This window comes from Streptomyces sp. UC4497 (assembly GCF_054871485.1).
Genome location: NZ_JBTYHB010000027.1, coordinates 20,958 through 45,514 on the forward strand (window position 1 = coordinate 20,958; position 24,557 = coordinate 45,514).

Consider the following 24,557-nt stretch of genomic DNA (forward strand, 5'->3'; position numbering starts at 1 on the left):
CCCGCCCCCTGTCACGCCCCCGCCCCAATCGTCATCGGCACCCCGCGCGAGATTCCGGTCCGCAGTTGGAGTGCGAGGGCCACGTCCTGGGCGAACGGGCGGCCCCGTCCTGCGAGGTCGGCCACGGTCCAGGCCACCCGCAGCACCCGGTCGAGGCCGCGCGCGGTGAGGAAGCCGCGCTCCAGGTCGAGCTCCGCCTCGTCGAGGGCGCCGGGGGCGGCGGGCCAGCGGGTGCGCAGGGCGTGGCCCGGCACCTCGCTGTTGGTCCGCCACGGGGTGTCCGCGAACCGGGCCGCCGCCCGCTCCCTGGACTCCCGCACCCGGTCCGCGACGACCTTGGTGCTCTCGCCCCGCGGCCCGTACCCCGCCAGCTCGTTGCGCGTGACGGCGTCCACCTCCACGCGGAGGTCGACCCGGTCGAGCAGCGGCCCCGAGAGCCTGGCCTGGTAGCGGCGGACCGTGGCCGGCGGGCAGTCGCACTCGCCGCCCAGCGCCCGGTACTGCCCGCAGGGGCAGGGGTTCGCGGCGAGCGCCATCAGGAACCGCGCGGGCAGTCGCACCACCCCGGCGCTGCGCGCGATCACCACGTGCCCCGCCTCGAGCGGCTGGCGCAGGGCATCGAGCGCCTTGCCGCTGAACTCGGGGGCCTCGTCGAGAAACAGGACGCCCCGGTGCGACAGCGACACCGCGCCAGGCCTGGCCATCCCCGGCCCGCCCCCGACGAGGGACTGCATGGTCGCCGAGTGGTGCGGGGCGCAGTACGGCGCGGTGTCGATCATCGACTTGCCCGGCGGCAGCATTCCCGCGACCGAGTGGATCGCCGTGACCTCCAGGGCCTCCTCACGGGTGAGGGGCGGCAGGATGGCGGGCAGCCGCTCGGCGAGCATCGTCTTGCCCGCGCCCGGCGGCCCGGACAGCATCACGTGATGTCCGCCCGCCGCCGCGACCTCGATCGCCGTACGGGCGGACAGCTGCCCGACGACCTCCGAGAGGTCGAGTCCCTGCCCGTCGTGCGCGGAGCCGCCGAGGCCCGTGCCGACACCGCTGCCGGGCATGCTCAGGCCGGCGAGCATTGGATCGGGCCGCCCCGGCTCGTCCGCCTCCTCCTGCGGCACCGGTTCGTCCGTGAGCACGGCGATGAGCTGGCGCAGGCTGCGCACGCCGAGGACCGATACGCCCGGCACGAGGGCCGCCTCGCCCGCCGTGCACTCGGGGACCACCACCTGCTCGTATCCGGCGTCGGCCGCCGCGAGCACGGCCGGGAGCACGCCCCGCACCGGCCGCACCCGACCGTCGAGGCCCAGCTCCCCGATCATCACGATGTCGGCGAGGACCTTCGGGTCGATCCGCTCGGCGGCGCCGAGCACGGCACAGGCGACGGCCAGATCGAAGCCCGAACCACCCTTGGGTACGGACGCCGGGCTCAGCCCCACCGTGAGCTTCTTCTGCGGCCAGTCGCCCCCGGAATTGACCACCGCCGCCCTGACCCGGTCGCGGCTCTCCGAGAGGCTCTTGTCCGGCAGCCCCACCAGCGTGAACGCGGCGATGCCCGGCTCCAGGTCCGCCTGCACCTCGACGACGACGCCCTCGACTCCCACGAGGGCCACGGAACACGTACGCGCGAAGCCCATCAGAACACCCCTCGCGCATGCTCGACGCAGGGCGCTCCGCGCTCAGGCAGCAGCACGCCGATGAGATCGATGCGGACGCCGCCGGGCGGCGCTCCCCCGTGCTCCTGCACCCAGCGCTCGGCGAGATCGCGCAGCCGCGCCGCCTTGACCGGTGTGATCGCGGCCATCGGATGCTCGAAGGCCCCGGCCTCTCCACCCTGTCCGCTGCGGGTCTTGACCTCGCACACGACGATCGCGTCGCCGTCCCGCGCCACGATGTCGATCTCGCCGGACCTGCCCGCGCGCCAATTGCGCGCGAGCACCGTCATCCCGGCTTCGGTCAGCCGCCTCGCGGCCAGATCCTCGCCGTACTTCCCCAGTGCTCCCCGTGCGTTCACGTCGGCACCACCTCCGGCACCCACGCTGACGCCCGGGCAACAAAGAAGTGGATCTTGGTGAACTACTTACGGGTTGTGGAAAACTCCGTCACCCATCGCGAGCCACCCGTCGCCCGCCGTACACCCAGCGCCCCACAGGCCGGATCAGCTGCCCGGAAGCTCCAGATCGGTCTTGTTCAGCTCCTCGATGTTCACGTCCTTGAACGTAAGCACCCGGACCTGCTTCACGAAACGAGCGGGCCTGTACATGTCCCAGACCCAGGCATCCGCCATGGACACCTCGAAAAACACCTCGCCCTGGACCGAGTGCACCTGCATCTCGTAGTCGTTGGTGAGGTAGAAGCGCCGTTCGGTCTCGATCACGTATTTGAACAGACCGACGACGTCGCGGTACTCCCGGTAGAGCTTCAGCTCCATCTCGGTCTCGTACTTCTCGAGGTCCTCGGCGCTCATGGCATGTTCCCCTTCAGCCGTGCGTCCCCCTATTGTGCGCCAGCCTCGTGCGCCTCTAGACGATTTCCGTGTCGAGGATCTCGGGCCGGCTCGGGGGACCTTCGTCGAGCAGCCGCTTCAGCAGCCCGGCGAGTCTGGTCGGATACACCGTCTCATGCGCCTCGGCCAGTTCCCGGCACGTCCACCAGCGTGCTCCCGCGACACTGCGGCGCTCCAGGTCGGTCAGGCCCGTCCCCTTGAGCTCTCCAATCTCCGCCGAGGCAGTCCTCGTACGGGCCAGGAAGTACCACTCGTCCTGATCCCAGCGCCGCCCGTCGAAGGGGAAGGAGCAGATCCGCTGCCACAGCACAGGCCCCAGTTCGACGTCGGTGATGCCGGTCTCCTCTGCCAGTTCCCGCAGGGCGGCCTCTTCACGCGTCTCGTCGCCCTCCAGGCCGCCGCCCGGCGTGAACCACCAGTCGTCCGCCGTGTCGCCCGGCTCGTGCCCGTGCAGGAGCAGGATCCGCTCCTCCGGGTCGAGCAGCACGACGCGGGCGACCCTGCGCAGTTCGCGGCCGGGTTCAGACACGGGCCGGCTCCGGGGACACGCCGCGCGAGCGCCGCGAGCGCTTCGCGATCGGCCCGTACGCCGCTCCGCCGAGCACCAGCACCGCACCCGCCACGATGGCCGCCAGGACCGTCTTCACCGGCCCCGGCTGCGAGAGGCCGCCCGGGAGCGCCTCGAACCCGGTGGGCTTCTGCAGCGACGCCATGGGCCACGCCAAGGCGTCCACGCGGCCCTGCACGGCGCCGCGCTCCACCGAGCCGTTCTCGCTGTCGCCGATGTGCGCGCTGGAGTCCAGGGAGTCGGCGCGGTGGTCACCGAGCAGGAAGAGCCGGCCCTGCGGGACGGTCGTGGTCTTGATGCCGGTGAGCGAGGCGCTCTCGCCCTTGGGGAGGTACGGCTCGTCGATCTGCTTGCCGTTCACGGTCAGCTTCTTCTCCGTGCAGCAGGCGATCTTGTCACCGCCGACACCGACCACGCGCTTGACCATCGGAACGTTTCCCCAGGACGCCTCCTGGAAGACGACGACGTCGCCACGCTTGACCTCGCTGCCGTCGATCCGCTCCGCGAGCACCCGGTCACCCGCCTTGATCGTCGGGTCCATGGAGTCGGTGGGCACGGTGTACGGCTGGTACAGGATGGCGCCCCAGACGAACCCACCCAGGAACAACACACAGCCGAGGGCCACGGCTATGCCGGACAGCGCGCTGCCGACCTTGCCGTGACCCTCATTCGTACGACGCGTCCTGCTCATCCCAGTTGCTCCCGCGGTTCGGAGAAGTCGATCTCGTCGAACCAGCCCCGGAACGGTGCGGACCACGGAAGATCGGCGATCTGGGACGGCACCCTACCGGGAGCCACCAGCCGCAGAAACCCTGGTGTTCCCCTCGGTAACGCGCTGATTGATCTTGCGCCTGCGCCACAGCACCAGCGGTGCCGCGCCCACGAGTCCGAGCGCGCCCGGAGCGACGTTCGCCACGGCGTTGAGGCCCGACTGGTCGAAGGTGTCCGGCACCGGCAGCGTCGACCAGTGCGTGGGCGGCCAGGCTACGACGATGGCGCGGCCCACGACGTTGTCCACGGGGACGAAGCCGCTGTTCTTGTCGTTCTGGTGGTAGCGCGAGTCCATTGAGTCCTGGCGGTGGTCACCCATGACCCAAACTTTGCCCTCGGGAACCTTCACCTTGAACGTTCCACCGGCGTTGTCGTCGGTGCACGGGGTGTTGCCCGGGTACACGTAGGGCTCGTTCAGCGCCTTGCCGTTGATCTTGAGCGGGCCCGTGCCGTTGCACTCGACGGTGTCGCCGCCGACGCCGACGACACGCTTGATGAGGTCCTTCTCGTTGGCGGACGGCATCAGGCCGATCCAACTGAGCACCGTCTGCACCGCGTTCGGCTCCGGCGTCGGCTCGCCCTCCAGCCAGCTGGCCGGGTCGTGGAAGACGATGACCTCGCCACGCTCCGGCTCCGAACCGAACCACGGGGTGAGCTTGTCGACCAGGACGCGGTCGCCGATCTGCAGCGTGTTCTCCATCGACGCCGAAGGGATCGAGAACGCCTGGACCAGGAACGTCTTGATCACAAGCGCGAGGACGAGCGCGATACCGATGAGGAGCGGGAGCTCCTTCCAGAAGGAGCGCGGCTTCTTGGATCCGCCCTTCGATCCGCCGCTCGACTGCGCCTCGCTCACGGGGGCGGCCGTCGAGCCGTCACCCGCCTCGGGCGCCCGGCCCTCGGGACCCGGACCCGCCGCGTCGTCGGATCGCCCGGGCTCCTCTTCGGGACCATGCCCTGACCGTGCGCCGACCGCCAAGTCCCCCACATCCACTCCTCACTCCGTGCCGCTGCCTGACCCGTATCCGATGCAGGCCCACCACTCCCATAACGAGCGGGAGTTCCGCAGGGGTCGGGAGGGGGATAAATCCGTCCGAATCCGAAGCGTTCGAGCCCGGTCCGGCACCGTACGTGGTGGCCACCCTATGCGACGTTTCTGAGGCGGCGGTCGACCCGTCTCCTTGCGCGTCGGCCACGGCGGCGAAGGTCGGTGGCTGTGACAACGAGGCCCAGTGACCGATCGGCCACCCGATGAACCGGGCCCGCCCCACGACGGACTCCTCGGACACGGTCCCGTTGAAGGCCTCGGTGAGGTGATAGCGGGAATCCGCGGAGTTGGCGCGATGGTCACCCATCACGAACAGGCGCCCCTTGGGCACCTTCACCGAGAAGTCGAACTTCGAGGGGGCGTTGCCGGGATGGATGTACGCACGCTCTTCGAGCGGTGTCCCGTTCACCGTGACGCGGCCCTTTGTGTCGCAGCACTTCACGGTGTCGCCGCCGACGCCGACGACCCGCTTGATGAGGTCGCGTTCATTGTCGGACGGCAGCAGCCCGATCCAGGTCAGACCTTCCTTGACCTGCTTCACGCCGACCGGGGCTTCCTTCTTCTGACCGGCCTCCTGCTCGAGCCACTTCCCCGGGTCGTTGAAGACAACGACGTCGCCGCGCTGCACCTGCGCGCCGAACCAGGGGGTGAGCTTGTCGACCAGGACCCGGTCGCCGATCCTGATCGTCTGTTCCATGGAGCCCGACGGGATGACGAAGGCCTGCACGAGGAACGTCTTCAGGACGAGGGCGATGGCCAGGGCCACGCCTATGAGGAGGGGTATCTCCTTGAGTATGGAGCGCCTTCGGCGGCGCTTCACCTTGCGGGCGAGCTTGCGCCGCTCGGCCCTCCCCTGGTGCTCGGGGCCGCTGGTGGGCCGACTGCCGGTGGGCAGCCGCTCGTCGCCGCGGTGGCTGCCCGTCTTGCCGCGCCTACCCATGGGCGCCACCGGGTGCGGGTACGCGCGCGTAGACGTCCGTACGGGACAGGGAGTGCCAGTGTCCGGTCGGCCACGCGATCCACTCGGCCCTGCCGATCACCTGGTCCACGGGGACGAACCCGCCGCCAGGTGCGCCCAAGTAGTCGCGGGAGTCACGGGAGTCGCTGCGATGGTCGCCGAGCAGAAAGAGGCTGCCTTCGGGGACCACGATGTCGAACGGCACCTTCGAAGGCGCGTCCGCGGCGTGCAGCACGGAGCGCTCGTCCACGGACTTCCCGTTCACCTCGATCCTCCCCTTGGTGTCGCAGCAGACCACCCGGTCTCCCCCCGTGCCCACGACGCGCTTGATGTAGTCGCCCTCGCCGAAGTACCCGCTGCCGTCGAAGACGACCACGTCACCACGGGTCGGCTCGGCACCGAAACGGTACGCCAACTTATTTACGAGAACGCGGTCCCCGACCCTCAATGTGCTCTCCATGGAGCTGCTGGGGATCTGGAACGGCTGCATCACAAAGACGCTGACGGCCAGCAGGCATGCCAGGCACAGCAGCAGGGCCAGGGTGATGCGGCCGCCCGGCAGCCAGGCGGCCACCCCAGACAGCAAAGAGGAGCGCGACCGGTCCTCCTCGCCCTGTGAGGTGTTCTCATGGGGCTCGGAGGAGCGGTCGCGCTCCTCGTGCTGTGCTTCGGTGTCCATCGAGGCCAGATGCTATCCGGCCGCCCTGTGGACGCCGCAGGCGAGATGCGCCGGCGCCCTCCCGGGGCGCCGAGCGGCTCAGTTCTCGCGCTTCTCCTTGATCTTCGCGGCCTTGCCGCGCAGGTCACGGAGGTAGTACAGCTTGGCGCGGCGGACGTCACCCTTGGTGACGAGCTCGATCTTCTCGACGATCGGGGTGTGCACCGGGAAGGTGCGCTCGACGCCGACGGAGAAGGAGACCTTGCGGACCGTGAAGGTCTCGCGGACGCCGGCGCCCTGGCGGCGGATGACTACGCCCTTGAACTGCTGCACACGGGAGCGGTTGCCCTCGATGACGCGGACGTGGACGTTGACGGTGTCGCCGGGGCGGAACGCCGGGACGTCGTCGCGCAGCGACGCGGAGTCGACGGAGTCGAGCAGGTGAGACATGATCGTCTGCTTTCTTCGCCGATGCCACAGGTCATCGGCGGGAGGTATGCGATGAGTTTCGGTAGCTGTTCGCGTCGGGCCTCGCGTCGTTCCCCCTGTGGCAGGGGCGCGGGCTGGACGTACAGCAGCGGCCTATTCTTCCACGATCCCCGGCGTCGGCCCAAATCGTCCGTCGGGACGCGGGCCCCAGCCCAGGATCGAGAGCATTTCGCGGTCCTTCTTGTCGAAGGCCTTGGGGTCGGTGCGCTCGATCAGATCGGGCCGGTTGCGCGTGGTGCGGCGCAGCGCCTCGTCGCGGCGCCACCGCGCGATCTTGCTGTGGTGGCCGCTGAGCAGCACGTCGGGGATGTCCCGGCCGCGCCACTCGGGGGGCTTGGTGTAGACGGGCCCCTCCAGGAGGTTGGCCATCGCGCCGGGCGCGAAGGAGTCGTCCTCGTGCGACGCGGCGTTACCGAGGACGCCGGGCAGCAGTCGCGCCACGGCCTCCGTGATCACGAGCACGGCGGCCTCTCCGCCCGCGAGGACGTAGTCGCCGATGGAGACCTCGTAGACCGGCATACGGGTCGCGTACTCGTCGATGACGCGGCGGTCGATGCCCTCGTAGCGCGCGGGCGTGAAGACCAGCCAGGGGCGCTCGGAGAGCTCCACGGCGAGTTCCTGGGTGAAGGGGCGCCCGGAGGGCGTGGGGACGACCAGGACGGGCCCCTGGGCGCCGCTCTCGTACCCTTCGGCGAGCACGTCGTCGAGGCAGTCGCCCCACGGCTCGGTCTTCATGACCATGCCGGGGCCGCCGCCGTAGGGGGTGTCGTCGACCGTGTTGTGCCGGTCGTGGGTCCACTGCCGCAAGTCGTGCGCATGGACGTCGAGTTGACCACGCGCGCGTGCCTTGCCGACGAGGGAGACGTTCAGCGGCTCCAGGTACTCGGGGAAGATCGTGACGACGTCGAGCCTCATGCGGACTCGTCCCCCTCTTCGCGCGAGGACACGATCTCGGCGCGGTCGTCGATCAGGCCGGGCGGCGGGTCGATGACGGCCTTCTGCTCCTCGAGGTCGATCTCGGTGACGATCTCCTCGACGAACGGGATCATGACCTCGCTGCCGTCGGGCCGCTCCACGATGAACAGGTCCTGCGAGGGCAGGTGCGAGATCTCCGTGATCCGGCCGACCTCGGTGCCGTCGGCCGTGACGACGTCGAGGTCCATGAGCTGGTGGTCGTAGAACTCGTCCTCGTCCTCGGGCAGTTCCTCGGGGTCCACCTCGGCGATCAGCAGGGTGTTGCGCAGCGCCTCGGCGGCGGTGCGGTCCCGTACGCCCTCGAAGCGCAGCAGCAGCCGGCCGCTGTGGACCCGGCCGGTCTCGATGGTGAGCGGCCCCGTGGAGGCCGGGTCGGTGGCGAGTCGCGCGCCGGGGCCGAGCCGCAGCTCGGGCTCGTCGGTGCGCACCTCGATGGTGACCTCGCCCTTGATGCCGTGGGCGCGACCGATGCGCCCGACTACCAACTGCACGTCGGAAACTCTCCTGTCAGGCCGCCACAGGCGGCTCAAACGAATCGGGCCGGGGACGGCTCGTAAGCCCTCCCCGGCCCGAGCCGGTGTTCAACTTTTCTCAGCGAACCTGGTCGACGTCGACGAGGTCGACGCGGACACCACGGCCGCCGATGGCACCCACGACAGTACGCAGAGCGCGCGCGGTGCGGCCGTTGCGGCCGATCACCTTGCCGAGGTCGTCGGGGTGGACCCGGACCTCGAGAACGCGGCCCCGGCGCAGGTTGCGCGAGGCGACCTGCACGTCGTCGGGGTTGTCGACGATGCCCTTCACGAGGTGCTCAAGAGCCTCCTCGAGCATGCTCAGGCCTCGGTCGACTCGGACGGGGCCTCGGCCTCGTCCTTCTTCTCAGCCTTCTTCTTCTGGGTGATGGCCTCACCCTTGGGCTCGTCCTCGGTGGCCAGCGCCTCGAAGGAGGGGCGGGCGGCCTTCGGCTCGGCAACCTTCATCGGCGCCGGGGCCGGCAGACCCTTGAACTTCTGCCAGTCACCGGTGACCTTGAGGATGGCCGCGACCGGCTCGGTCGGCTGCGCGCCGACACCCAGCCAGTACTGGACACGCTCAGAGTCGACCTCGATGCGCGACGGGTTCTGCACCGGGTGGTACAGGCCGATCTCCTCGATCGCACGGCCGTCACGGCGGGTGCGGGAGTCGGCGACGATGATGCGGTAGTGAGGCGAACGGATCTTGCCCAGACGCTTCAGCTTGATCTTGACTGCCACGGAAGTGGTGTCTCCTGGTCTTGACGTGGGTGGGCACGGCGAGATTGCCGCGTGGGGTTGCGGTACCCGAGTGCCCGATGGACGCGTCAGCCGGAGGAGAGAGGGGTCCTGTGCGACTGTCGAGTACAGCTTGCCATTGTGCCACAGGTCTACGGAGCGGCCGAATCCCCCTCGGCCGCTCCACCGAGCCCCACCAGGAGCAGAGCGCTCAGCCCGCCGCGACGCCGACGATCTCCGGGATGCGGAACGGCTTTCCGCAGCCGCCGCACATGATCGGGGCCTGCGCGAGCACCGACGGCACGACACGGACATTGCGCCCGCAGTCGCAGACCGCCTTGACGCGGACGCCGCCCCCGGAGGAGCCGTGCCGCGCGGCCGGGCCGCGGAAGCTTCGCTTGGTGTCCGCGGCTGTTGCCACGGTGTGCGCCTTCAGGGCGCGCTGGATCCGCTCGATCGTCTGGCGGTAGCGCTGCTTCGCCTCCGGGTTGAGCGTGACCAGCGAGAAGCCACTGCTGGGGTGCGGCTCCTCGGGGTGGTCGAGGCCCAACTCCTCGGCGATGGCCAGGAATCTGCGGTTGTGATAGCGGCCGGCGCGCGATGTGTCGCGGATTCCGCGCGCGGCTGCGATGCCGTGGACTGCCTCGTGGAGGAGTCGCTCGAAGGAGAGCTCGCGTCCACAGGCGGACGACGACTCGCCGATCAGGGATTCGGGCGCGGCAAGATCCGGCAGCTCGGGGTGGTGCCGCTGAATGTCGGCCCACGCCCCTGCCAGCTCTGCGGCGAGAACAGGTGGTGTCGTGCTCACGTCGTGACAACGAGCCGGGGTGCCTCCGTGTTCCTATTCCGGGGCATCCCAAATAATTTGCACGTACCAGTCAGTTCCCACTGATGCGTCCCGAGGAGGGCGGGTGCGCAAATGTACGGAGAAGGCGCACAGCTCACACCAAGGTGGTGCGTAGTGGCATGTACGCCTTCGCACGCGCCCTCTGGCTACGCGCGCCTAGTACGCGCGTGCCACGACCGCGACGTTACCGGCCGCGTCATCGGCGTCCGGCACTGCCCCTTCGGGGGTGAGCAGACACCGTACGGAGACGCCGTGGCCTGCGAGCTCGTTCTCGCCCGCCTCCCCGAGGGTGGCCCACGGGATGCGCGCCCAGCCGCCCGCGGAGGTCGCCTCCAGGGCCTCGGCCACCGTGGTCACGTCGGTCGTCCGCAGCTGCCGCCGTTCCCGTGACTGCGCGAGCAGCAGCGCCTGGTCCTCCTCCAGGATCTTCGGCAGCACCGCGACCAGTGCCTCCAGGGCGACCGGGGTCTTGCCGCCGGGGATGCGCCGGGCGAGCATCGCGGTGCCGTTCTCCAGGTCCCGGGGCCCGACCTCGACGCGTACGGGCACGCCCTTCAGCTCCCAGTCGACGGCGCGGCGTCCGAAGGGGATGTCGGTGCGGTCGTCCACATGGACACGGATGCCCGCCTTCTTAAGTACGTCGCCGATTTCGCGCACCTTGTGGAGCACCGCCTCGTCGTCCTTGATGGCGAGCACGACAACCTGGGTGGCCGCGAGGCGGGGCGGGACGCGCAGCCCGTTGTCGTCGCCGTGCATCATCACCAGCGCGCCGATCATGCGGGTCGTCGAGCCCCAGGAGGTCTGCCAGACGAGCTCCTCCGCGCCGTCCTTGGACAGGTAGCGCGTGTTGAAGGCCTTGGCGAAGTTCTGGCCGAGTTCGTGGCTCGTGCCCATCTGGAGGGCCTTGCCGTCGCCCATCATCCCTTCGAGGGTGAGGGTGTTGATGGCCCCGGCGAAGCGCTCCTTGGGGGTCTTGCGGCCCAGGAGGACGTCCATCGCGAGGACGTTCTCCATGAAGTCCGCGTAGACGTGCCGGTGGATGCGCGCCGCGAAGTCGCGCGCCTCTTCGTAGGTCGCGTGCGCCGTGTGTCCCTCCTGCCAGAGGAATTCCGTCGTACGCAGGAAGAGGCGGGGCCGCAGCTCCCAGCGGACCACGTTCGCCCACTGGTTGATGAGCAGCGGAAGGTCCCGGTAGCTCTGCACCCACTTGGCGAAGGAGGCGTTGATGATCATCTCTGAGGTGGGGCGGACGACGGCGGGCTCCTCCAGCTCCTTGCCGCCGCCGTGCGTGACCACGGCCAGCTCGGGCGCGAAGCCCTCGACGTGGTCGGCCTCCTTGGTGAGGTACGACTGCGGGATCAGGAGCGGGAAGTACGCGTTCTGCGCACCCGTCTCCTTGATGCGGTCGTCCATCTCGCGCTGCATCCGCTCCCACAGGCCGTAGCCGTACGGTCGGATGACCATGGTGCCGCGCACCGGACCGTTGTCGGCCAGTTCGGCCTTGCTGATCAGATCCTGGTACCAGCGCGGAAAGTCTTCCGCCCGGGGCGTGAGAACGCGGGGTTTGGCCATGGCGCGGATGCTACGGCGCGGGCAGTGGAGCACTCGAATCCTTTTCGCCCGGATGCCCGCGTGCACCCGTCATATGACCGCCCGGGGGCGCACGACGGTGCACACGCGCATTGTCGCCGCGCCTGCCAAACAACCCCTAGACGCGGCGGACGTTGCGGAGTTTTCTGGCATACGGGGGGAGTGCGAGCGGCGCGCGAACGCGGCCGGACGCCATGTGAACGGTCATGCATCACGGCGACAACTCTCGGCATCTCTCGGTGGATTGGGGCACTTTCGATGACACCTACGCTCGTGCGGCGGCACCTCCCTCACACGGCGCCCGCGCCGCAGACGGACTTGTGCGCACGCGCGCGTGACTGGGCGGAGATTCAGGAACGGATGCTGGTGCCGCTCTACGAAGCGGTCTACCAGCGTCTGGAGGTCGGTTCGGGCACCCGGCTCCTCGGGCTTGACTGCGGCTCCGGTCTCGCGCTCCTCATGGCGGCGTCGCGCGGCGCGGCCGTGACCGGCGTCGAACCCTCGGATCCCGAGCTCCTCGCCCTGGCCGAGGAACGGCTGCTGCCCGACGCGTCCCGGCCGCGGGAGACCGCGGACGCCCGGCTCACGACGGCCGACCCCGGCGATCTCGCCGCGAACGATCCCGGCGGAGCCCCGTACGATGTGATCACCGACTTCCATCCGATCGGGTGTGTGGCCGGGGACTCCGAAGGGCTCTCCGCGCGTCTGGAGAGCGTGGCTCCGCTGGCGGGCAGGGGCGCCGCCGTGGTGCTCGTCGGCTGGGGTCCTCCGGAGCGCTGTGCCACGTCGTCCGTCCTACGGGTGGCCACAAAACTCGCCGACCCCCTACGTAGTACGGGGAGTTGGCGCCCGGCGCTCCGTGACGACCTGGAGGAGGTCGCTCAGCGGGCGGGGCTGCGGCCCGACGGCTCGGGCCGGGTGGCGTGCCCCTTCGGGTACGCGGACGCCGAGAGCGCGGTGCGCGGCTTGCTGTCCACGGGCCTGTTCGACGCCGCCGTAGGGGCGACGGATCTGGCGCAGGTCGACAAGGAGGTGTCCGAGGCGCTCCAGACGCATGTGCGCAGCGATGGCACCGTGTGGATGCCCAATGTCTTCAGGTACTTGATAGCCCGCACGCCGTGAGGCGTGCGGGCCGGGTTCCTGCGGGGGCGGTGCCGTTCAGTCCTTGGTGAAGCGCGTGACGCCGGCGATGCGGTACGCGTCGGCCTCCTCCAGCGTCTCGTTCTCCATGAGCGCGGACGCCAGCGCGTCGAGCTTGTCCCGGTTGTCGCGGAGCTTCTGGCACGCCTCCGTGTAGCACTCGTCCACGATGCGGCGCATTTCGCCGTCGATCGTGTCGAGGGTGTCGGGGGCGGCGGCCAGTCCGTACGCCTGCTGGGCGTCGTTCGGGAGGGCGGACAGGCGGCCGACCTTCTCGCTCATGCCCCAGCGGGCGACCATGCCGCGGGCGATGTTGGTGACCTGCTCCAGGTCGTTCTCGGCCCCGGTCGTGATGACTCCGTAGACGACGTGTTCGGCCGCCATTCCGCCGAGGGCGCCGATGATGCGGCCGCGCAGGTACTCCTCCGTGTACGCGTACTTGTCGGAGTCCGGGGTGGAGAGCGTGACGCCGAGGGCGCGGCCGCGCGGCACGATCGTGATCTTGCGGACGGGGTCGGCGCCGGGCTGCAGCATGCCGAGGAGGGCGTGGCCGCTCTCGTGGAAGGCGGTGCGGCGGCGCTCCTCGTCGGGCATCACCAGGGGCCGCTCGGCGCCGAGCTGGACCTTTTCGAGGGCTTCGGAGAGGTCGGACTGGCTGACCTGCTTCTGCTTGCGCTTGACGGCGAGCAGGGCGGCCTCGTTGGCGAGGTTGGAGAGTTCGGCGCCGGTCATGCCCGGGGTCGTACGGGCGACCTGGCCGAGGTCGACGTCGGGGGCGAGCGGGATGTCGCGGGTGTGGATCTTGAGGATGGACTCGCGGCCGCCGCGGTCGGGCGGCGAGACGTTGACGATCCGGTCGAAGCGGCCGGGGCGCGTCAGGGCCGGGTCGAGGACGTCCGCGCGGTTGGTCGCCGCGATGACGATGACGCCCTCGGAGCCGCTGAAGCCGTCCATCTCCGTGAGGATCTGGTTGAGGGTCTGCTCGCGCTCGTCGTGACCGCCCACGCCGCCGCCACCGCCGCGGGCCCGGCCGATGGTGTCGATCTCGTCGATGAAGATGATCGACGGGGCGACCTTGCGGGCCTCGGCGAACAGCTCGCGCACGCGTGAGGCGCCGACGCCGACGATCATCTCGATGAACTCCGAGGCGGAGGCCGAGAAGAACGGCACCCCGGCCTCCCCCGCGACGGCGCGCGCGAGCAGCGTCTTGCCGGTGCCGGGCGGGCCCGCGAGCAGCACGCCGCGCGGCATCTTGGCGCCCATGGTGCGGTAGTCGTCGGGGTTCTTGAGGAAGTCGACGACGTCGTTGAGCTCGCCCTCGACCTCGTCGATGCCGGCGACGTCCTCGAACGTGGTGCGCTTCTTGCCGGGTTCGAGCTCGACCGGCTTGGGCGGCTGTTTGCGGCCGAGCATGCCGCCCGCGCCGCCGCCCATGCCCTGGCTCATGCGCCGCGCGATGAAGATCCACAGCACGACGAGGAGGATCATCGGGGCGAGCGAGATGAGCAGGTTGGACAGGAAGCTGCGTTCCTGGACGACGGGTTCGGCCGTCACCGTGACGTCGTGCTTCTCCAGGTTGGCCCAGAGGTCGTCGTCGGCGAAGGCGGGCCGCTGCGTCGTGAACTTGGTGTAGTTCTTGCGCTTGCTGTCGCTGTCCTTGGGGGTGGGCTTCTCCTTCTTGAGCTCACCCTGGATCGCGTCGCCCTTGGAGTAGATCTTGGTGACGTTGTCGGCCTCGACCTGCTTGCTGAACTCGGTGTACGAGACGGTCGGCTCGTCGCCCTCGTTGAAGAACGACAGCACCAGGTTGGCGATGAGGTAGACGATCAGGGCCGTCAGGATGAGGCCGCCCCAGCCGCCGGGCATCTTGCGCTTGGGTCCCGGCGGGGGCGGAGGGGGCGGAGCGCCCTCGGAACGCCAGGGCTGATCCGTCCGATCGCGCGGGGGTACCGGGTTCGCCACGCCTGCCTCTCTTCCTGCCGCCTGCGGCCGTCGAGCGCTGGGTGGCCCACGGACCTTGGGCCCATAACCGCACAGATCCGGCACCCTTGCCAGTATCCAGAATCCTGGTTACTGTCTTTGGTGTGAACGGTTTCGACGATCGTTTCCTCACGCGGAACGGTCTTGCGGCGCGACGGCTCGCGGTCCTCCTGATGGGGCACGAGCCGGAGACACGGCTGCCCCGCGTGAAGGACCTGGCCCAGGAGCTGGGCTGTGGGAACGGGACGGTGCAGGCCGCGCTGCGCCTCCTGGAGGAGTCCGGCGCCATCGGGACCACGGCCCGCGGCCACCTGGGCACCTTCCTGACCCATTCGGAGCGCGCCATCCTGTGGCAGCTCTCCGGCCTCGGCACCCTGCTGGCCGCGATGCCGCTCCCCTACTCGCGACGCTACGAAGGTCTCGCGACGGGTCTGCGCGCCGCCTTCGAAGAGGCCGGCACACCGTTCGCCATCACCTTCATGCGTGGCGCGGGCGCCCGTACCTCCGCACTGCTGGAAGGCAAGGTCGACCTCGTCGTGCTGTCGCGGCTCGCGGCGGACGGCCTGGTCGAGCAGCACAAGGACAGCCTGGCGCTCGTCGCCGACCTGGGACCCGCCACCTACGTGGGTGCGCACGGGTTCCTGGTGCGCAAGGGCGCCGATCTGAACGCTTCCGGGCTGCGGGTCGCCGTCGACCACACGTCCGAGGACCACCGGATGCTGGCGGAGCGCGCCTTCGCGGGGCACAAGGACGTCCAGTGGGTCGAGTCCTCCTACATGCAGCTGCGCGATCTGTTCGCACAGGACCAGGTCGACGCCACCGTCTGGAACCTCGACGAGGTGCAGGGCCGGCTCGGCATGGAGGTGGACGTACTGCCTCTGGGTGACGAGGTCACCCGCGATCTGGCGCTGCGCAACTCCAGCGCGGCGATCATCGGCAGGACCGAGGGCGCGAAGGCGCTGTCCGCGGTGCACGACGCCCTCGATCTGTCGCAGGTGGCACAGCTCCAGTCCGAGGTGCTGCGAGGCGATCGCATCCCCTCGTACTGACGGCAGACGCTCGTACCGACAACAGCACGTAACAACAGCACGCAACAACAGCACGTACCGACGACACCCTGTCGCGAGCCCCGAGTGGGGGACCCACGACTCGGATCAAAATCCAGAATCCCGGTTACTGTCTCGCCCGAATCGCTTGGGAGGTCCGATGGACGACCAACTAGCCCTCCGCATCCAGCTGTTCCGCGAGGGCGGCCAGGTCAGGCCCGAGGTCGCCGACTTCGTGACCTCCGAGCTGACCGCCCTGGAGGAGGCGGGCCACACCGTCACGGAGGAGAGCGCCGGGATGCTCACCAGCCATCTGATGATGGCGCTCACCCGGCTGCTCGACGGCGCGCCCATCGACCAGTTCCTCACGGACGAGCAGGTGGCCGACGAACTGGCAGACCACCCCGAGGCCGTCGAGCGCGCCCGCCGCGTCTCCGCACGCGCCCACTGTGAACTCGGCGCCTCCCTGCCGGAGTCCGAGGTCAACTTCCTCGCCCTGCACCTCGCCGTCCTGGCGCGGCAGCACACCACCCACTGAGCCCGAGAGAGGGAACCAGCCATGACGAAGATCCTCACCGGCGGCGTCGGCAAGGTCGAAGTAGCGAACACGGTCAAGGAGTTGGGGCTCGACGGCGTCGAGGTCACCGTCTCCAGCGACATGGACGCCGCGATGAAGCTGCGCGCCGGACAGGCCGACTACTTCCTCGGCACCTGTCACACCGGGGCCGGGGCCTCCCTCGGCGTCCTGGTCGGCCTGATGGGGCAGCCCGCCTGCCACACCTTCGGCCGCGGCGTGCCCACGGCGGAGGAGGTCACCTCCCTGCTGGCGGACGGCAAGAAGGTGTTCGGCTTCTCCATGGACCAGATCGACCGGATCGCGCCGCTCATCGCCCGCGCGATCGCCGACCGCTCGTAAGCCCAGGGAATGCCATGATCACCTCCCCCGGCCCAGTCCTCGCCGCCGGCGCGAACCTCGACTTCACGCTCGCGCAGCAGCTCACCGTGATCGCCCTGTGCGCCCTGACCGCGTTCATCTCGCACATGGCCCTGGCCGTCTTCAACGACGGCGTACGCCCCTTCATGCTGGACTTCATCCAGGGGCGGACCACCCGCAGCGCCACCACGGCGGTCTCCTTCGGGCTCTCCGCCGGGTTCATCTTCGGGCTCGGCGCCCCGATGGCCCTGTCCTCGGGCGTCCTCAACCCGTGGCTGCTGTTCCTGCCGACCGACATCCTCGGCATCCTGTCGCCCAAGAAGTGGCTCGCCCCGATCCTGGGCGGCGCCTGGGGCGCGGTCGTCGTCTTCGGCCTCAGCGGCGCCAACAACCTGGCGCACGACCTGCCCGTCGACTTCCTGACCGCGATGCAGGCGATGTCGACGCCGATCCTGTTCCTGTTCACGCTGTTCCCGGTGCTCGCCATCACCAAGCAGTTCGGGCGCAAGTGGGGCGGGATCGCCGGCGTCGTCGAACTCGCGCTCGTCGTCATGACGATGAAGCTGTGGCCGACCGTCTTCGCGGGCGCCATCGCCATGGCCGTCGGCGTCCTGATGCTGATCGGGCTCGCGATCAACAAGGACCTCAAGCAGCGCAAGGCGGACCGGGCGAACGAGACCGAGGAGGCCGAGGGGGCCGAGAAGGCCGAGGAGGTCGCTCCCGCCGACGATCCGATGGCCTCCCTGTTCAGCGCCAGCGCGGCTCGGCTCAGAAAGTACCTGCCGCTGTTCATGGTGCTCGGCGCGGGCGTCTGTCTCCTGGCGCAGATGCACGTCTTCGGCGGCGGCGAGGCCACCAGCTTCCTGATCGCCAAGGGGAACTACAGCGAGGCCGCGCAGGTCGACTTCTACCGCGTCTTCGGCTTCATCCCGCTGATCGCGACGACGGCCCTGGCCTCCGGCGCGTACGGCATCGCGGGCTTCACGCTCGTCTACCCCATCGGCTACCTGATGCCGAACCCGATCCTCGCGGCGGTCGTCGGCGCGCTCGTCTTCGCGGTCGAGGTGCTCGCCCTGTCGTACATCGGCAAGTTCCTCGGCAAGCTGCCGAGCGTGCGGGACTCCTCGGAGCACCTGCGCAGCGCGATCACCGATGCGCTGCAACTGGCCATCCTGTTCGGCTCGTTGATGGCCGCGAACACGATGGGCGCGGGGCTCGGCATCCTCATCGTGGGCGGGCTCTACCTGCTCAACGAGGCGATGGGCCGCCCCGTCGTACGGATGGCGGCGGCGCCCGCCGCCGTGATCGTCGGCGGCATCGTGCTCAACATCCTGTACTGGCTGGATCTGTTCACGCCCATCAAGGGGTGAGCCCCTGACGGACCTGTACATCCAGTACGCAGGAGAGGACACCCCCCACCATGCACACCACCACCCTCCACACCGTCACGGGCCCCCTTTCCTACGAAGCCGTCCGCGGCCCCGCTCTCGCCCACGAGCACCTCGCCCTGGACCTGGACCTCAAGGGCGACGGCGCCGCCGTCCTCGACCCGCGGCGGCACGGCCCCTCGGTCGCCGCCGAACTGGCGGCGCTGCGCGACGAGTTCGATCTCTCGCTCGTCGTGGAGCTGACCTGCCGCGGCATGGGCCGCGATCCGGGCGCGCTCGCCGCGCTCTCCCGCGAGAGCGGGGTCGCGGTCGTCGCGGCGACCGGCTGGTACTACGAGCCGTTCCACACCCCGGAGCTGGCCGACGCGAGCGTCGAGCGGCTCACCGAGACCCTCGTACGCGAGATCGAGGACGGCATCGGCGGTACGGGCATCCGGCCCGGCGTCCTCGGCGAGATCGGCAGCCACGGCGACCTGCCGAGCGAGCCCGAGAGCCGCTCGCTGCGGGCCGCCGCGCGGGCCGCGAGCGCCACCGGGCTCTCCGTCGCGACGCACGCCCAGCTCGGGCGCGGCGGCCTCGCCCAGCTGGAGCTGCTGACGGCCGAGGGGCTGCCCCCGCAGCGCGTCTCCATCGGTCACCAGGACCTGCTCGACGATCCGGGCGTGCACAAGGAACTGGCGGCGAGCGGCGCATACGTCGCGTTCGACACGGTCGGCAAGGAGAGCTACCAGAGCGACGACGCCCGACTCCGGCTGCTGCTGGGCCTGATCGAGGCCGGGCACGCCGACCGGGCGCTGCTCAGCTGCGACATCTCCCGGCACGGCTATCTGCTGACGGAGGGCGGCCAGGGCTACGGACACCTGTTCCGCTCGTTCCTGCCGAGGCTGCGCGCCGCCGGGGTGGACGACGACCTCGTCGACCTGCTGACACGGCGCAATCCGCTGCGCTTCCTGACCGGCGCGAGCGTGGAGGAGATCTGACCATGACCGCTGTGAATTCCCCTTCGCTGCCCACCACTCATCCCCTGGCGACCGTCTCCGTGGAGGACGCCGCCGCGCGGCAGTTCCGGCTTCTGGAGTGCACGGCGGCGCACTTCGAGGGGCCCGAGCTGTTCGCCGCCGACGCGGGCGTGGTGCCCGGCCTCGGAAGGCCGCGGACCACCGCCCAGGTGGAGGCCGTGCTCGCCGACTTCTTCGGCGCCGAGGACGCGGCCCTCGTCCAGGGCGCGGGCACGGGCGCCATCCGGGCCGCGCTGAACGCGGCAGTGAGCGCGGGCGATCCGCTGCTCATCCACCGCGCGCCGGTCTACCGCACCACCGAGGTCACGCTGCGCGGCATCGGCGTCCGCACCCATGAGGTCGACTTCAACGACCTCGACGCGCTGCGCGCCGCGCTGGCCTCCGGACGGTTCCGCTGGGCGTACGTGCAGCACACACGGCAGCGGCTCGGCGACTCCTACGACCCCGCCGCGGTGCTCGCCGCCTGCCGGGAGGCCGGGGTGCGCACGATCGTCGACGACAACTACGCCGTCATGCGGGTGCCGGCCTCCGGGGTCGAACTGGGCGCCGACGCCTCCTGCTTCTCCCTGTTCAAGCTGCACGGCCCGGAAGGCGTCGGCGCCGTCGTCGGCGCCCGTGCCCTCGTCGAGCACGTCCGCGCGGACAACTACTCGGGCGGCGGCCAGGTCCAGGGCCACCAGGCGCTCGACGCGCTGCGCGCCCTGACCCACGTACCGGTGATGTGGGCGTTGCAGTCGCGGGTGGGCGCCGAGGTCGCGGAGCGGCTCGCGGCCGGTGAGGTGCAGGGCGTCGCCGAGGTACGGATCGCCAACGCGCAGGACCGCTGCCTGCTGGTGCGCCTGGAGCGGCCCGTGGCGCGCGAACTCCCGGACGTGGCCGCGCGCTTCGGGGCGGCGCCCTACCCGGTGGGCTCCAACTCCCGGTACGAGATCGCGCCGCTCTTCTACCGGATGTCCAGTTCGGCCCTCGACGACGCGCCCGCGCTCGCCGACTGGACGGTCCGGATCAACCCGATGCGCGCGGGCGCCGACCTCGTCGTCGACATCCTGCGCCGCTCACTGAACGAACTGAGCCAACCCAACCAACCGAACGAACCGAACGAACCCAGCAAGGACTGACCGCCGTGTTCCTCGACAGTCTGCTCACCCGCAACCCCGAGCTGGCCGACGCCGCGGCGGACCTGCACCGACGGGGCGAGATCCCCCCGGACACGTACGTCATGGACCTCGACGCCATCGAGGCGAACGCCGCACTGCTCGCCGCCGAGGCGGACCGGCTCGGCCTGAGCCTGTGGTTCGTCGTCAAGCAGCTCGGCCGCAACCCCGAGCTGATCAGGGCCATCGCCCGGCACATCCCCCGCTACGCCGCCATCGACCCGCCCGAGGCCCGCACCCTGCACGCGGCGGGCGCGCAGGCCGGGAACCTGGGCCACCTGGTGCAGATCCCGCGCCGTGCCCTGCCCGAGATGCTGGCCTGGCGGCCGGAGACGGTCACCGTGTACGACCTGGCCAACGCCCGCGCCGTATCGGAAGCGGCCCGCGAACTGGGCTTCGCCCAGGACGTGTTGATCCGCCTGGAGGGCGCAGCGGGTTCGGTGTACCCCGGGCAGGAGGGCGGCGTACCGCTCGCCGGGATCGACGCCTTCGCGGAGGAGGTCGAGCGGCTCCCGGGCGTGCGGATCGCGGGCGTCACGGCGTTCCCGTGCGTGCTGTGCGACCCGGCCACGGGCGCGCCGGCCGCCACGCCGAACTTCGAACTCGCCCTCAAGGCACGCCAGGCGCTGGCCGCGCGCGGCCACACGGATCTCAAGCTCAGCGCCCCCAGCGCGACGTCCATGGCGACGCTCCCGCTGCTGGCCGAACTCGGCGCCACGCACGGCGAACCCGGCCACTCCCTGACCGGTACGACACCGCTGCACGCCCACGACCTCACCCAGCCCGAGAAGCCCGCCTACGTGTACGTCACCGAGGTCGCGCACACCCTCGCGGACGGCAGGCCCGCCGTGTACGGCGGCGGCTTCTACCCGCGCTCGGGGATCAAGACGGCGCTGCTGCCCCGCACCGGCGAGCGGCTGCGGGTCCAGGGCGCGCCCGCCGAGAACATCGACTACTACCGGCTGCTCGAGGCCCCCGCGCCCGGAGCGGACGTCCGGGTGGGCGACACGGCGTTGCTGGCGTTCCGTACGCAGATCTTCGTGACGCGCTCGACGGTCGCGGTGGTCGGGGGCCTCGCCGCCGGGGCGCCACGCCTCCTCGGCCTGTACGACGCACAAGGAAGGGCCCTGTGATGAACGAGCAAGAGAAGGGTCCTGTGATGCCCGGGAAGCCCGGGAAGCCCGCGATGGGCAAGACCGTGATCGTGGTAGTGGACGGATTCGGGGTCGGCGCGATGCCGGACGCCGGGGCGCTGCGCCCCGGCGATCTGGCGGCGGACACCTGCGGCCACGTGCTCGACCGGTGCCGGGAGGCGTTCGGCCGACCGCTGCGGCTGCCGACGCTCGGCGCGCTCGGCCTCGGCCTCGTGCACCCGCACCCGGACCTGGCCCGACGCACGCATCTGCCGGTCGCGGTCGGCCGCTCGGCGCTCGGCTACCCGGGGGCGGACACGTTCGCCGGGCACCAGACGATGATGGGCGCCGACTTCAGCAGGGTGACGGTGGCCCGGCTCGCGGACCACCTGGACGGCGTGACGCGGGCCCTGACGGACGCGGGCCACCGGGTCGAACGCCTCGACGGCAAGCCCCTGTTGGTGGTCGACGGCGCCGTCCTGGTCCACGACAACCTGGAGGCGGACCCCGGGATCAACTGGAACGCCTCGGGCCGCCTGGACAGCCTCGACGACGACTTCGGCCTCGACTTCGACGGCATCCTCTCGGTCGCCCGTACGGTACGGGCCGTCGCACCCGTGGCCCGGGTCATCGCGGTGGGCGGGCACGCGGACAGCCCGCTGCCGGAGTTCGTACGGGACGGGGACGGCGGCACGGTCGGCCTGGACACCCCGGCGACGGGTTTCTACCGCAACGGCGGGCTCCAAGTGCAGCACCTGGGCGCCGAGTTGGACCACACCCGGCAGCTCCCCGACCTGGCCGCCCGGGCCGGGATCCCGGTGACGCTCGTCGGCAAGGCCGCGGACATCCTCGCCTGCGAGGCGGCGGTGCGGCGGCCCGCCGTGGCCACGGCCGAGGTGCTCGCGCACACCCTGGAGGCGGCGCGGGCCGGCGGCGACGCGCTGGTGGTGGCCAACGTCCAGGAGTCGGACCTCGCCGGGCACCAGCAGGACGTCCAGCGGTACGGCCGCATCCTGGAGCAGGTCGACGCGGGGCTCGCGGCGCTGCTGTCCCTGCTGACCGGGCCCGGCGACCGGCTGATCGTCACGGGCGACCACGGCAACGACCCGACGATCGGCCACGCGTACCACACGCGCGAGTACGTGCCGGTGCTGATCCACCGGCCCGGGGCGCCGGGCGTGGAGCTGCTGCCGGACGCGTCGAGCCTGGCGGACGTGGGCGCGACCGCGGCGGCCGCCCTCGGGCTCGATCCGGCGGGCCTCGCCAACGGCACGGAGATCCGCGAGGCCGCGACACGGGCGGCCTGACCGACTCCGTAGCCGCGTACAAGGACCCGTCTACGTAGCCGCCTAAAAGACGTGTCTACGTAGCCGCCCAAAGGACATGTGTAAGGGGCGCCCACCATGGGTGGACGCCCCTTACACAATCAAAGAACCGCGAACTCAGCCTCGGCCTCGCTCAGCCCATGAACTTCTTGAACTCGTCCGGGAGCTCGAAGTCCTTGGGGTCCTGCTGGCCCGCGCCCGGCAGCCCGAGCGCGCCGCCCGCCTCGGCGGCGGCCGCACGCCGGGCGGCCTCCTCCTGCTCCTGCTGCTTGCGCTTCATGGGGTTGCCGGAGCGCTGCTTGCCCTTGGCCTTCTTCGGCTGCTTCTTCTGCCTGCCGGGGCCACCGCCCGAGCCCGGCATGCCCGGCATCCCGGGCATGCCGCCGCCCTGGGCCATGCGGGACATCATCTTGCGGGCCTCGAAGAACCGCTCGACCAGGTTCTTGACCGCGCTGACCTCGACACCGGAACCCTTGGCGATACGGGCACGGCGCGAGCCGTTGATGATCGTCGGCTCCTGGCGCTCGGCCGGGGTCATCGACTTGATGATCGCGGCCGTGCGGTCGACGTCGCGCTCGTCGAGGTTCGCGATCTGGTCCTTCATCTGCCCCATGCCCGGCAGCATGCCGAGCAGCTTGGACATGGAGCCCATCTTCCTGACCTGCTCCATCTGTGCCAGGAAGTCGTCGAGCGTGAAGTCCTGGCCCTTCTTGGAGGCCAGCTTGGAGGCCATCTTCTCGGCCTCTTGCTGCGAGAAGGTCTGCTCGGCCTTCTCGATCAGCGTGAGCATGTCGCCCATGCCGAGGATGCGGGACGCCATGCGGTCCGGGTGGAACGCGTCGAAGTCGTCCAGCTTCTCGCCGTTGGAGGCGAACATGATCTGCTTGCCGGTGACGTGCGCGATCGACAGGGCGGCACCACCGCGGGCGTCACCGTCGAGCTTGGAGAGCACCACGCCGTCGAAGCCGACACCGTCACGGAAGGCCTCGGCCGTGTTGACCGCGTCCTGACCGATCATGGCGTCGACGACGAAGAGGACCTCGTCCGGGCTGACGGCGTCGCGGATGTCCGCGGCCTGCTGCATCAGCTCCTGGTCGATACCGAGGCGGCCGGCGGTGTCGACGATGACGACGTCGTAGACCTTGGCCTTGGCGTGCTCGATGGAGTCCTTGGCGACCTTGACCGGGTCGCCCACACCGTTGCCCGGCTCGGGCGCGTAGATGCCGACGCCGGCGCGCTCGGCGACGACGCTCAGCTGGTTCACGGCGTTCGGGCGCTGGAGGTCACAGGCGACGAGCAGCGGGGAGTGGCCCTGGCCCTTGAGCCAGGCGCCGAGCTTGCCCGCGAGGGTCGTCTTGCCCGCACCCTGCAGACCCGCGAGCATGATCACGGTCGGGCCGGTCTTGGCGAAGCGCAGCCGGCGGGTCTCGCCGCCGAGGATGCCGATGAGCTCCTCGTTGACGATCTTGATGACCTGCTGGGCGGGGTTCAGCGCCTGGGAGACCTCGACGCCGGTGGCCCGTTCCTTCACCTGCTTGATGAAGGCGCGGACGACGGGCAGGGCCACGTCGGCTTCAAGGAGGGCGATCCGGATCTCGCGCGCCGTGGCGTCGATGTCCGCCTCACTGAGGCGCCCCTTGCCGCGGAGGTTCTTGAATGTCGCTGCGAGGCGATCGGAGAGAGTGTCGAACACGGCGGTCGCGAATCCTCAGGTCGGGTGGCTTTACGGACAGGTCGCCCTCCAGGGTATCCGCCCGCGGCGCGGTGGTCAGTGGCCCGGTCCC

General features: G+C 70.3%; 26 protein-coding genes. 9 read left to right on the top strand and 17 right to left on the bottom strand.

The annotated features are described in order from the left end of the window. Positions 1-11 precede the first annotated feature (11 nt). The 15 genes from ACYSUO_RS29805 to proS form a co-directional block, all read right to left on the bottom strand. Positions 12-1,631 (bottom strand): YifB family Mg chelatase-like AAA ATPase, encoded by a 1,620-nt coding sequence (locus ACYSUO_RS29805; RefSeq protein WP_461779328.1) that lies wholly within the window; start codon positions 1,629-1,631, stop codon positions 12-14. Next, a complete protein-coding gene (locus ACYSUO_RS29810) occupies positions 1,631-2,008 on the bottom strand; it encodes a YraN family protein (protein ID WP_461779329.1) in 378 nt (125 codons plus the stop codon). The genes ACYSUO_RS29805 and ACYSUO_RS29810 overlap by 1 nt, the downstream gene beginning before the upstream one ends. 144 nt (positions 2,009-2,152) lie before the next feature. After that, positions 2,153-2,461 (bottom strand): DUF2469 domain-containing protein, encoded by a 309-nt coding sequence (locus ACYSUO_RS29815; RefSeq protein WP_008737534.1) that lies wholly within the window; start codon positions 2,459-2,461, stop codon positions 2,153-2,155. Between the two features lie 55 nt (positions 2,462-2,516). Continuing rightward, positions 2,517-3,029 (bottom strand): NUDIX hydrolase, encoded by a 513-nt coding sequence (locus tag ACYSUO_RS29820; protein ID WP_461779330.1) that lies wholly within the window; start codon positions 3,027-3,029, stop codon positions 2,517-2,519. Next, positions 3,022-3,759: a signal peptidase I gene (lepB, locus tag ACYSUO_RS29825; RefSeq protein WP_461779331.1), complete on the bottom strand. Its 738-nt coding sequence runs from the start codon at positions 3,757-3,759 to the stop codon at positions 3,022-3,024. The genes ACYSUO_RS29820 and lepB (ACYSUO_RS29825) overlap by 8 nt, the downstream gene beginning before the upstream one ends. A gap of 93 nt (positions 3,760-3,852) precedes the next feature. Beyond that, positions 3,853-4,827, bottom strand: a complete 975-nt coding sequence (lepB, locus tag ACYSUO_RS29830; RefSeq protein WP_461779332.1) for a signal peptidase I — start codon at positions 4,825-4,827, stop codon at positions 3,853-3,855. After that, complete coding sequence (gene lepB, locus ACYSUO_RS29835) at positions 4,715-5,827, bottom strand: signal peptidase I (RefSeq protein ID WP_461779333.1); 1,113 nt, start codon at positions 5,825-5,827, stop codon at positions 4,715-4,717. Before lepB (ACYSUO_RS29835) ends, lepB (ACYSUO_RS29830) begins: the two co-directional genes overlap by 113 nt. Then, the gene (gene lepB / locus ACYSUO_RS29840) at positions 5,820-6,524 is read right to left on the bottom strand and encodes a signal peptidase I (RefSeq protein WP_461779334.1); all 705 of its coding nucleotides are present in this window, start codon (positions 6,522-6,524) and stop codon (positions 5,820-5,822) included. Before lepB (ACYSUO_RS29840) ends, lepB (ACYSUO_RS29835) begins: the two co-directional genes overlap by 8 nt. Positions 6,525-6,602: 78 nt before the next feature. Further along, on the bottom strand, positions 6,603-6,953 hold the full coding sequence (gene rplS / locus ACYSUO_RS29845; RefSeq protein ID WP_327661379.1) for a 50S ribosomal protein L19: 351 nt from the start codon (positions 6,951-6,953) through the stop codon (positions 6,603-6,605). Between the two features lie 132 nt (positions 6,954-7,085). Next, on the bottom strand, positions 7,086-7,907 hold the full coding sequence (trmD, locus tag ACYSUO_RS29850) for a tRNA (guanosine(37)-N1)-methyltransferase TrmD (protein WP_461779335.1): 822 nt from the start codon (positions 7,905-7,907) through the stop codon (positions 7,086-7,088). After that, positions 7,904-8,458: a ribosome maturation factor RimM gene (gene rimM, locus ACYSUO_RS29855; RefSeq protein WP_461779336.1), complete on the bottom strand. Its 555-nt coding sequence runs from the start codon at positions 8,456-8,458 to the stop codon at positions 7,904-7,906. Before rimM ends, trmD begins: the two co-directional genes overlap by 4 nt. Positions 8,459-8,558: 100 nt before the next feature. Then, positions 8,559-8,798: an RNA-binding protein gene (locus tag ACYSUO_RS29860; protein ID WP_014176063.1), complete on the bottom strand. Its 240-nt coding sequence runs from the start codon at positions 8,796-8,798 to the stop codon at positions 8,559-8,561. A 2-nt stretch (positions 8,799-8,800) separates the two neighbouring features. After that, positions 8,801-9,220 carry a 30S ribosomal protein S16 gene (gene rpsP / locus ACYSUO_RS29865; protein WP_422410217.1) on the bottom strand — a complete coding sequence of 140 codons (420 nt, stop codon included), beginning with the start codon at positions 9,218-9,220 and terminating at the stop codon, positions 8,801-8,803. A 208-nt stretch (positions 9,221-9,428) separates the two neighbouring features. Then, a complete protein-coding gene (locus tag ACYSUO_RS29870) occupies positions 9,429-10,025 on the bottom strand; it encodes a hypothetical protein (protein WP_351336314.1) in 597 nt (198 codons plus the stop codon). Positions 10,026-10,220: 195 nt separating this feature from the next. Further along, positions 10,221-11,636 (bottom strand): proline--tRNA ligase, encoded by a 1,416-nt coding sequence (proS, locus tag ACYSUO_RS29875; protein WP_461779337.1) that lies wholly within the window; start codon positions 11,634-11,636, stop codon positions 10,221-10,223. A gap of 276 nt (positions 11,637-11,912) precedes the next feature. Between proS and ACYSUO_RS29880 the strand changes: the two genes are divergently transcribed. Beyond that, positions 11,913-12,776, top strand: coding sequence for a methyltransferase domain-containing protein (locus tag ACYSUO_RS29880; RefSeq protein WP_461779338.1), 864 nt, complete (start codon positions 11,913-11,915; stop codon positions 12,774-12,776). Positions 12,777-12,812: 36 nt separating this feature from the next. Here ACYSUO_RS29880 and ftsH read toward each other — a convergent pair whose 3' ends face one another. Beyond that, positions 12,813-14,756 (bottom strand): ATP-dependent zinc metalloprotease FtsH, encoded by a 1,944-nt coding sequence (gene ftsH, locus ACYSUO_RS29885; protein ID WP_461779339.1) that lies wholly within the window; start codon positions 14,754-14,756, stop codon positions 12,813-12,815. Positions 14,757-14,878: 122 nt separating this feature from the next. Here ftsH and yhfZ point away from each other — a divergent pair, with 122 nt between their 5' ends. The 8 genes from yhfZ (at position 14,879) to ACYSUO_RS29925 (ending at position 22,755) form a co-directional block, all read left to right on the top strand. Then, positions 14,879-15,823, top strand: a complete 945-nt coding sequence (yhfZ, locus tag ACYSUO_RS29890) for a GntR family transcriptional regulator YhfZ (protein ID WP_461779340.1) — start codon at positions 14,879-14,881, stop codon at positions 15,821-15,823. A 157-nt stretch (positions 15,824-15,980) separates the two neighbouring features. Continuing rightward, entirely contained in the window at positions 15,981-16,358 is a 378-nt protein-coding gene (locus tag ACYSUO_RS29895; protein ID WP_461779341.1) for a PRD domain-containing protein, read from the top strand. Between the two features lie 21 nt (positions 16,359-16,379). Next, positions 16,380-16,736 (top strand): DUF2620 domain-containing protein, encoded by a 357-nt coding sequence (locus ACYSUO_RS29900; protein ID WP_461779342.1) that lies wholly within the window; start codon positions 16,380-16,382, stop codon positions 16,734-16,736. Between the two features lie 14 nt (positions 16,737-16,750). Then, complete coding sequence (locus ACYSUO_RS29905; protein WP_461779343.1) at positions 16,751-18,124, top strand: YhfT family protein; 1,374 nt, start codon at positions 16,751-16,753, stop codon at positions 18,122-18,124. Between the two features lie 50 nt (positions 18,125-18,174). After that, on the top strand, positions 18,175-19,122 hold the full coding sequence (locus ACYSUO_RS29910; RefSeq protein ID WP_461779344.1) for a phosphotriesterase family protein: 948 nt from the start codon (positions 18,175-18,177) through the stop codon (positions 19,120-19,122). A 2-nt stretch (positions 19,123-19,124) separates the two neighbouring features. Next, the gene (locus ACYSUO_RS29915; RefSeq protein WP_461779345.1) at positions 19,125-20,279 is read left to right on the top strand and encodes an aminotransferase class V-fold PLP-dependent enzyme; all 1,155 of its coding nucleotides are present in this window, start codon (positions 19,125-19,127) and stop codon (positions 20,277-20,279) included. A gap of 5 nt (positions 20,280-20,284) precedes the next feature. Further along, positions 20,285-21,448 carry an alanine racemase gene (locus tag ACYSUO_RS29920; protein WP_461779346.1) on the top strand — a complete coding sequence of 388 codons (1,164 nt, stop codon included), beginning with the start codon at positions 20,285-20,287 and terminating at the stop codon, positions 21,446-21,448. Between the two features lie 53 nt (positions 21,449-21,501). Further along, entirely contained in the window at positions 21,502-22,755 is a 1,254-nt protein-coding gene (locus ACYSUO_RS29925; RefSeq protein ID WP_461779395.1) for a phosphopentomutase, read from the top strand. A gap of 151 nt (positions 22,756-22,906) precedes the next feature. Here ACYSUO_RS29925 and ffh read toward each other — a convergent pair whose 3' ends face one another. Next, positions 22,907-24,466: a signal recognition particle protein gene (ffh, locus tag ACYSUO_RS29930; protein ID WP_461779347.1), complete on the bottom strand. Its 1,560-nt coding sequence runs from the start codon at positions 24,464-24,466 to the stop codon at positions 22,907-22,909. Between the last annotated feature and the right edge of the window lie 91 nt (positions 24,467-24,557).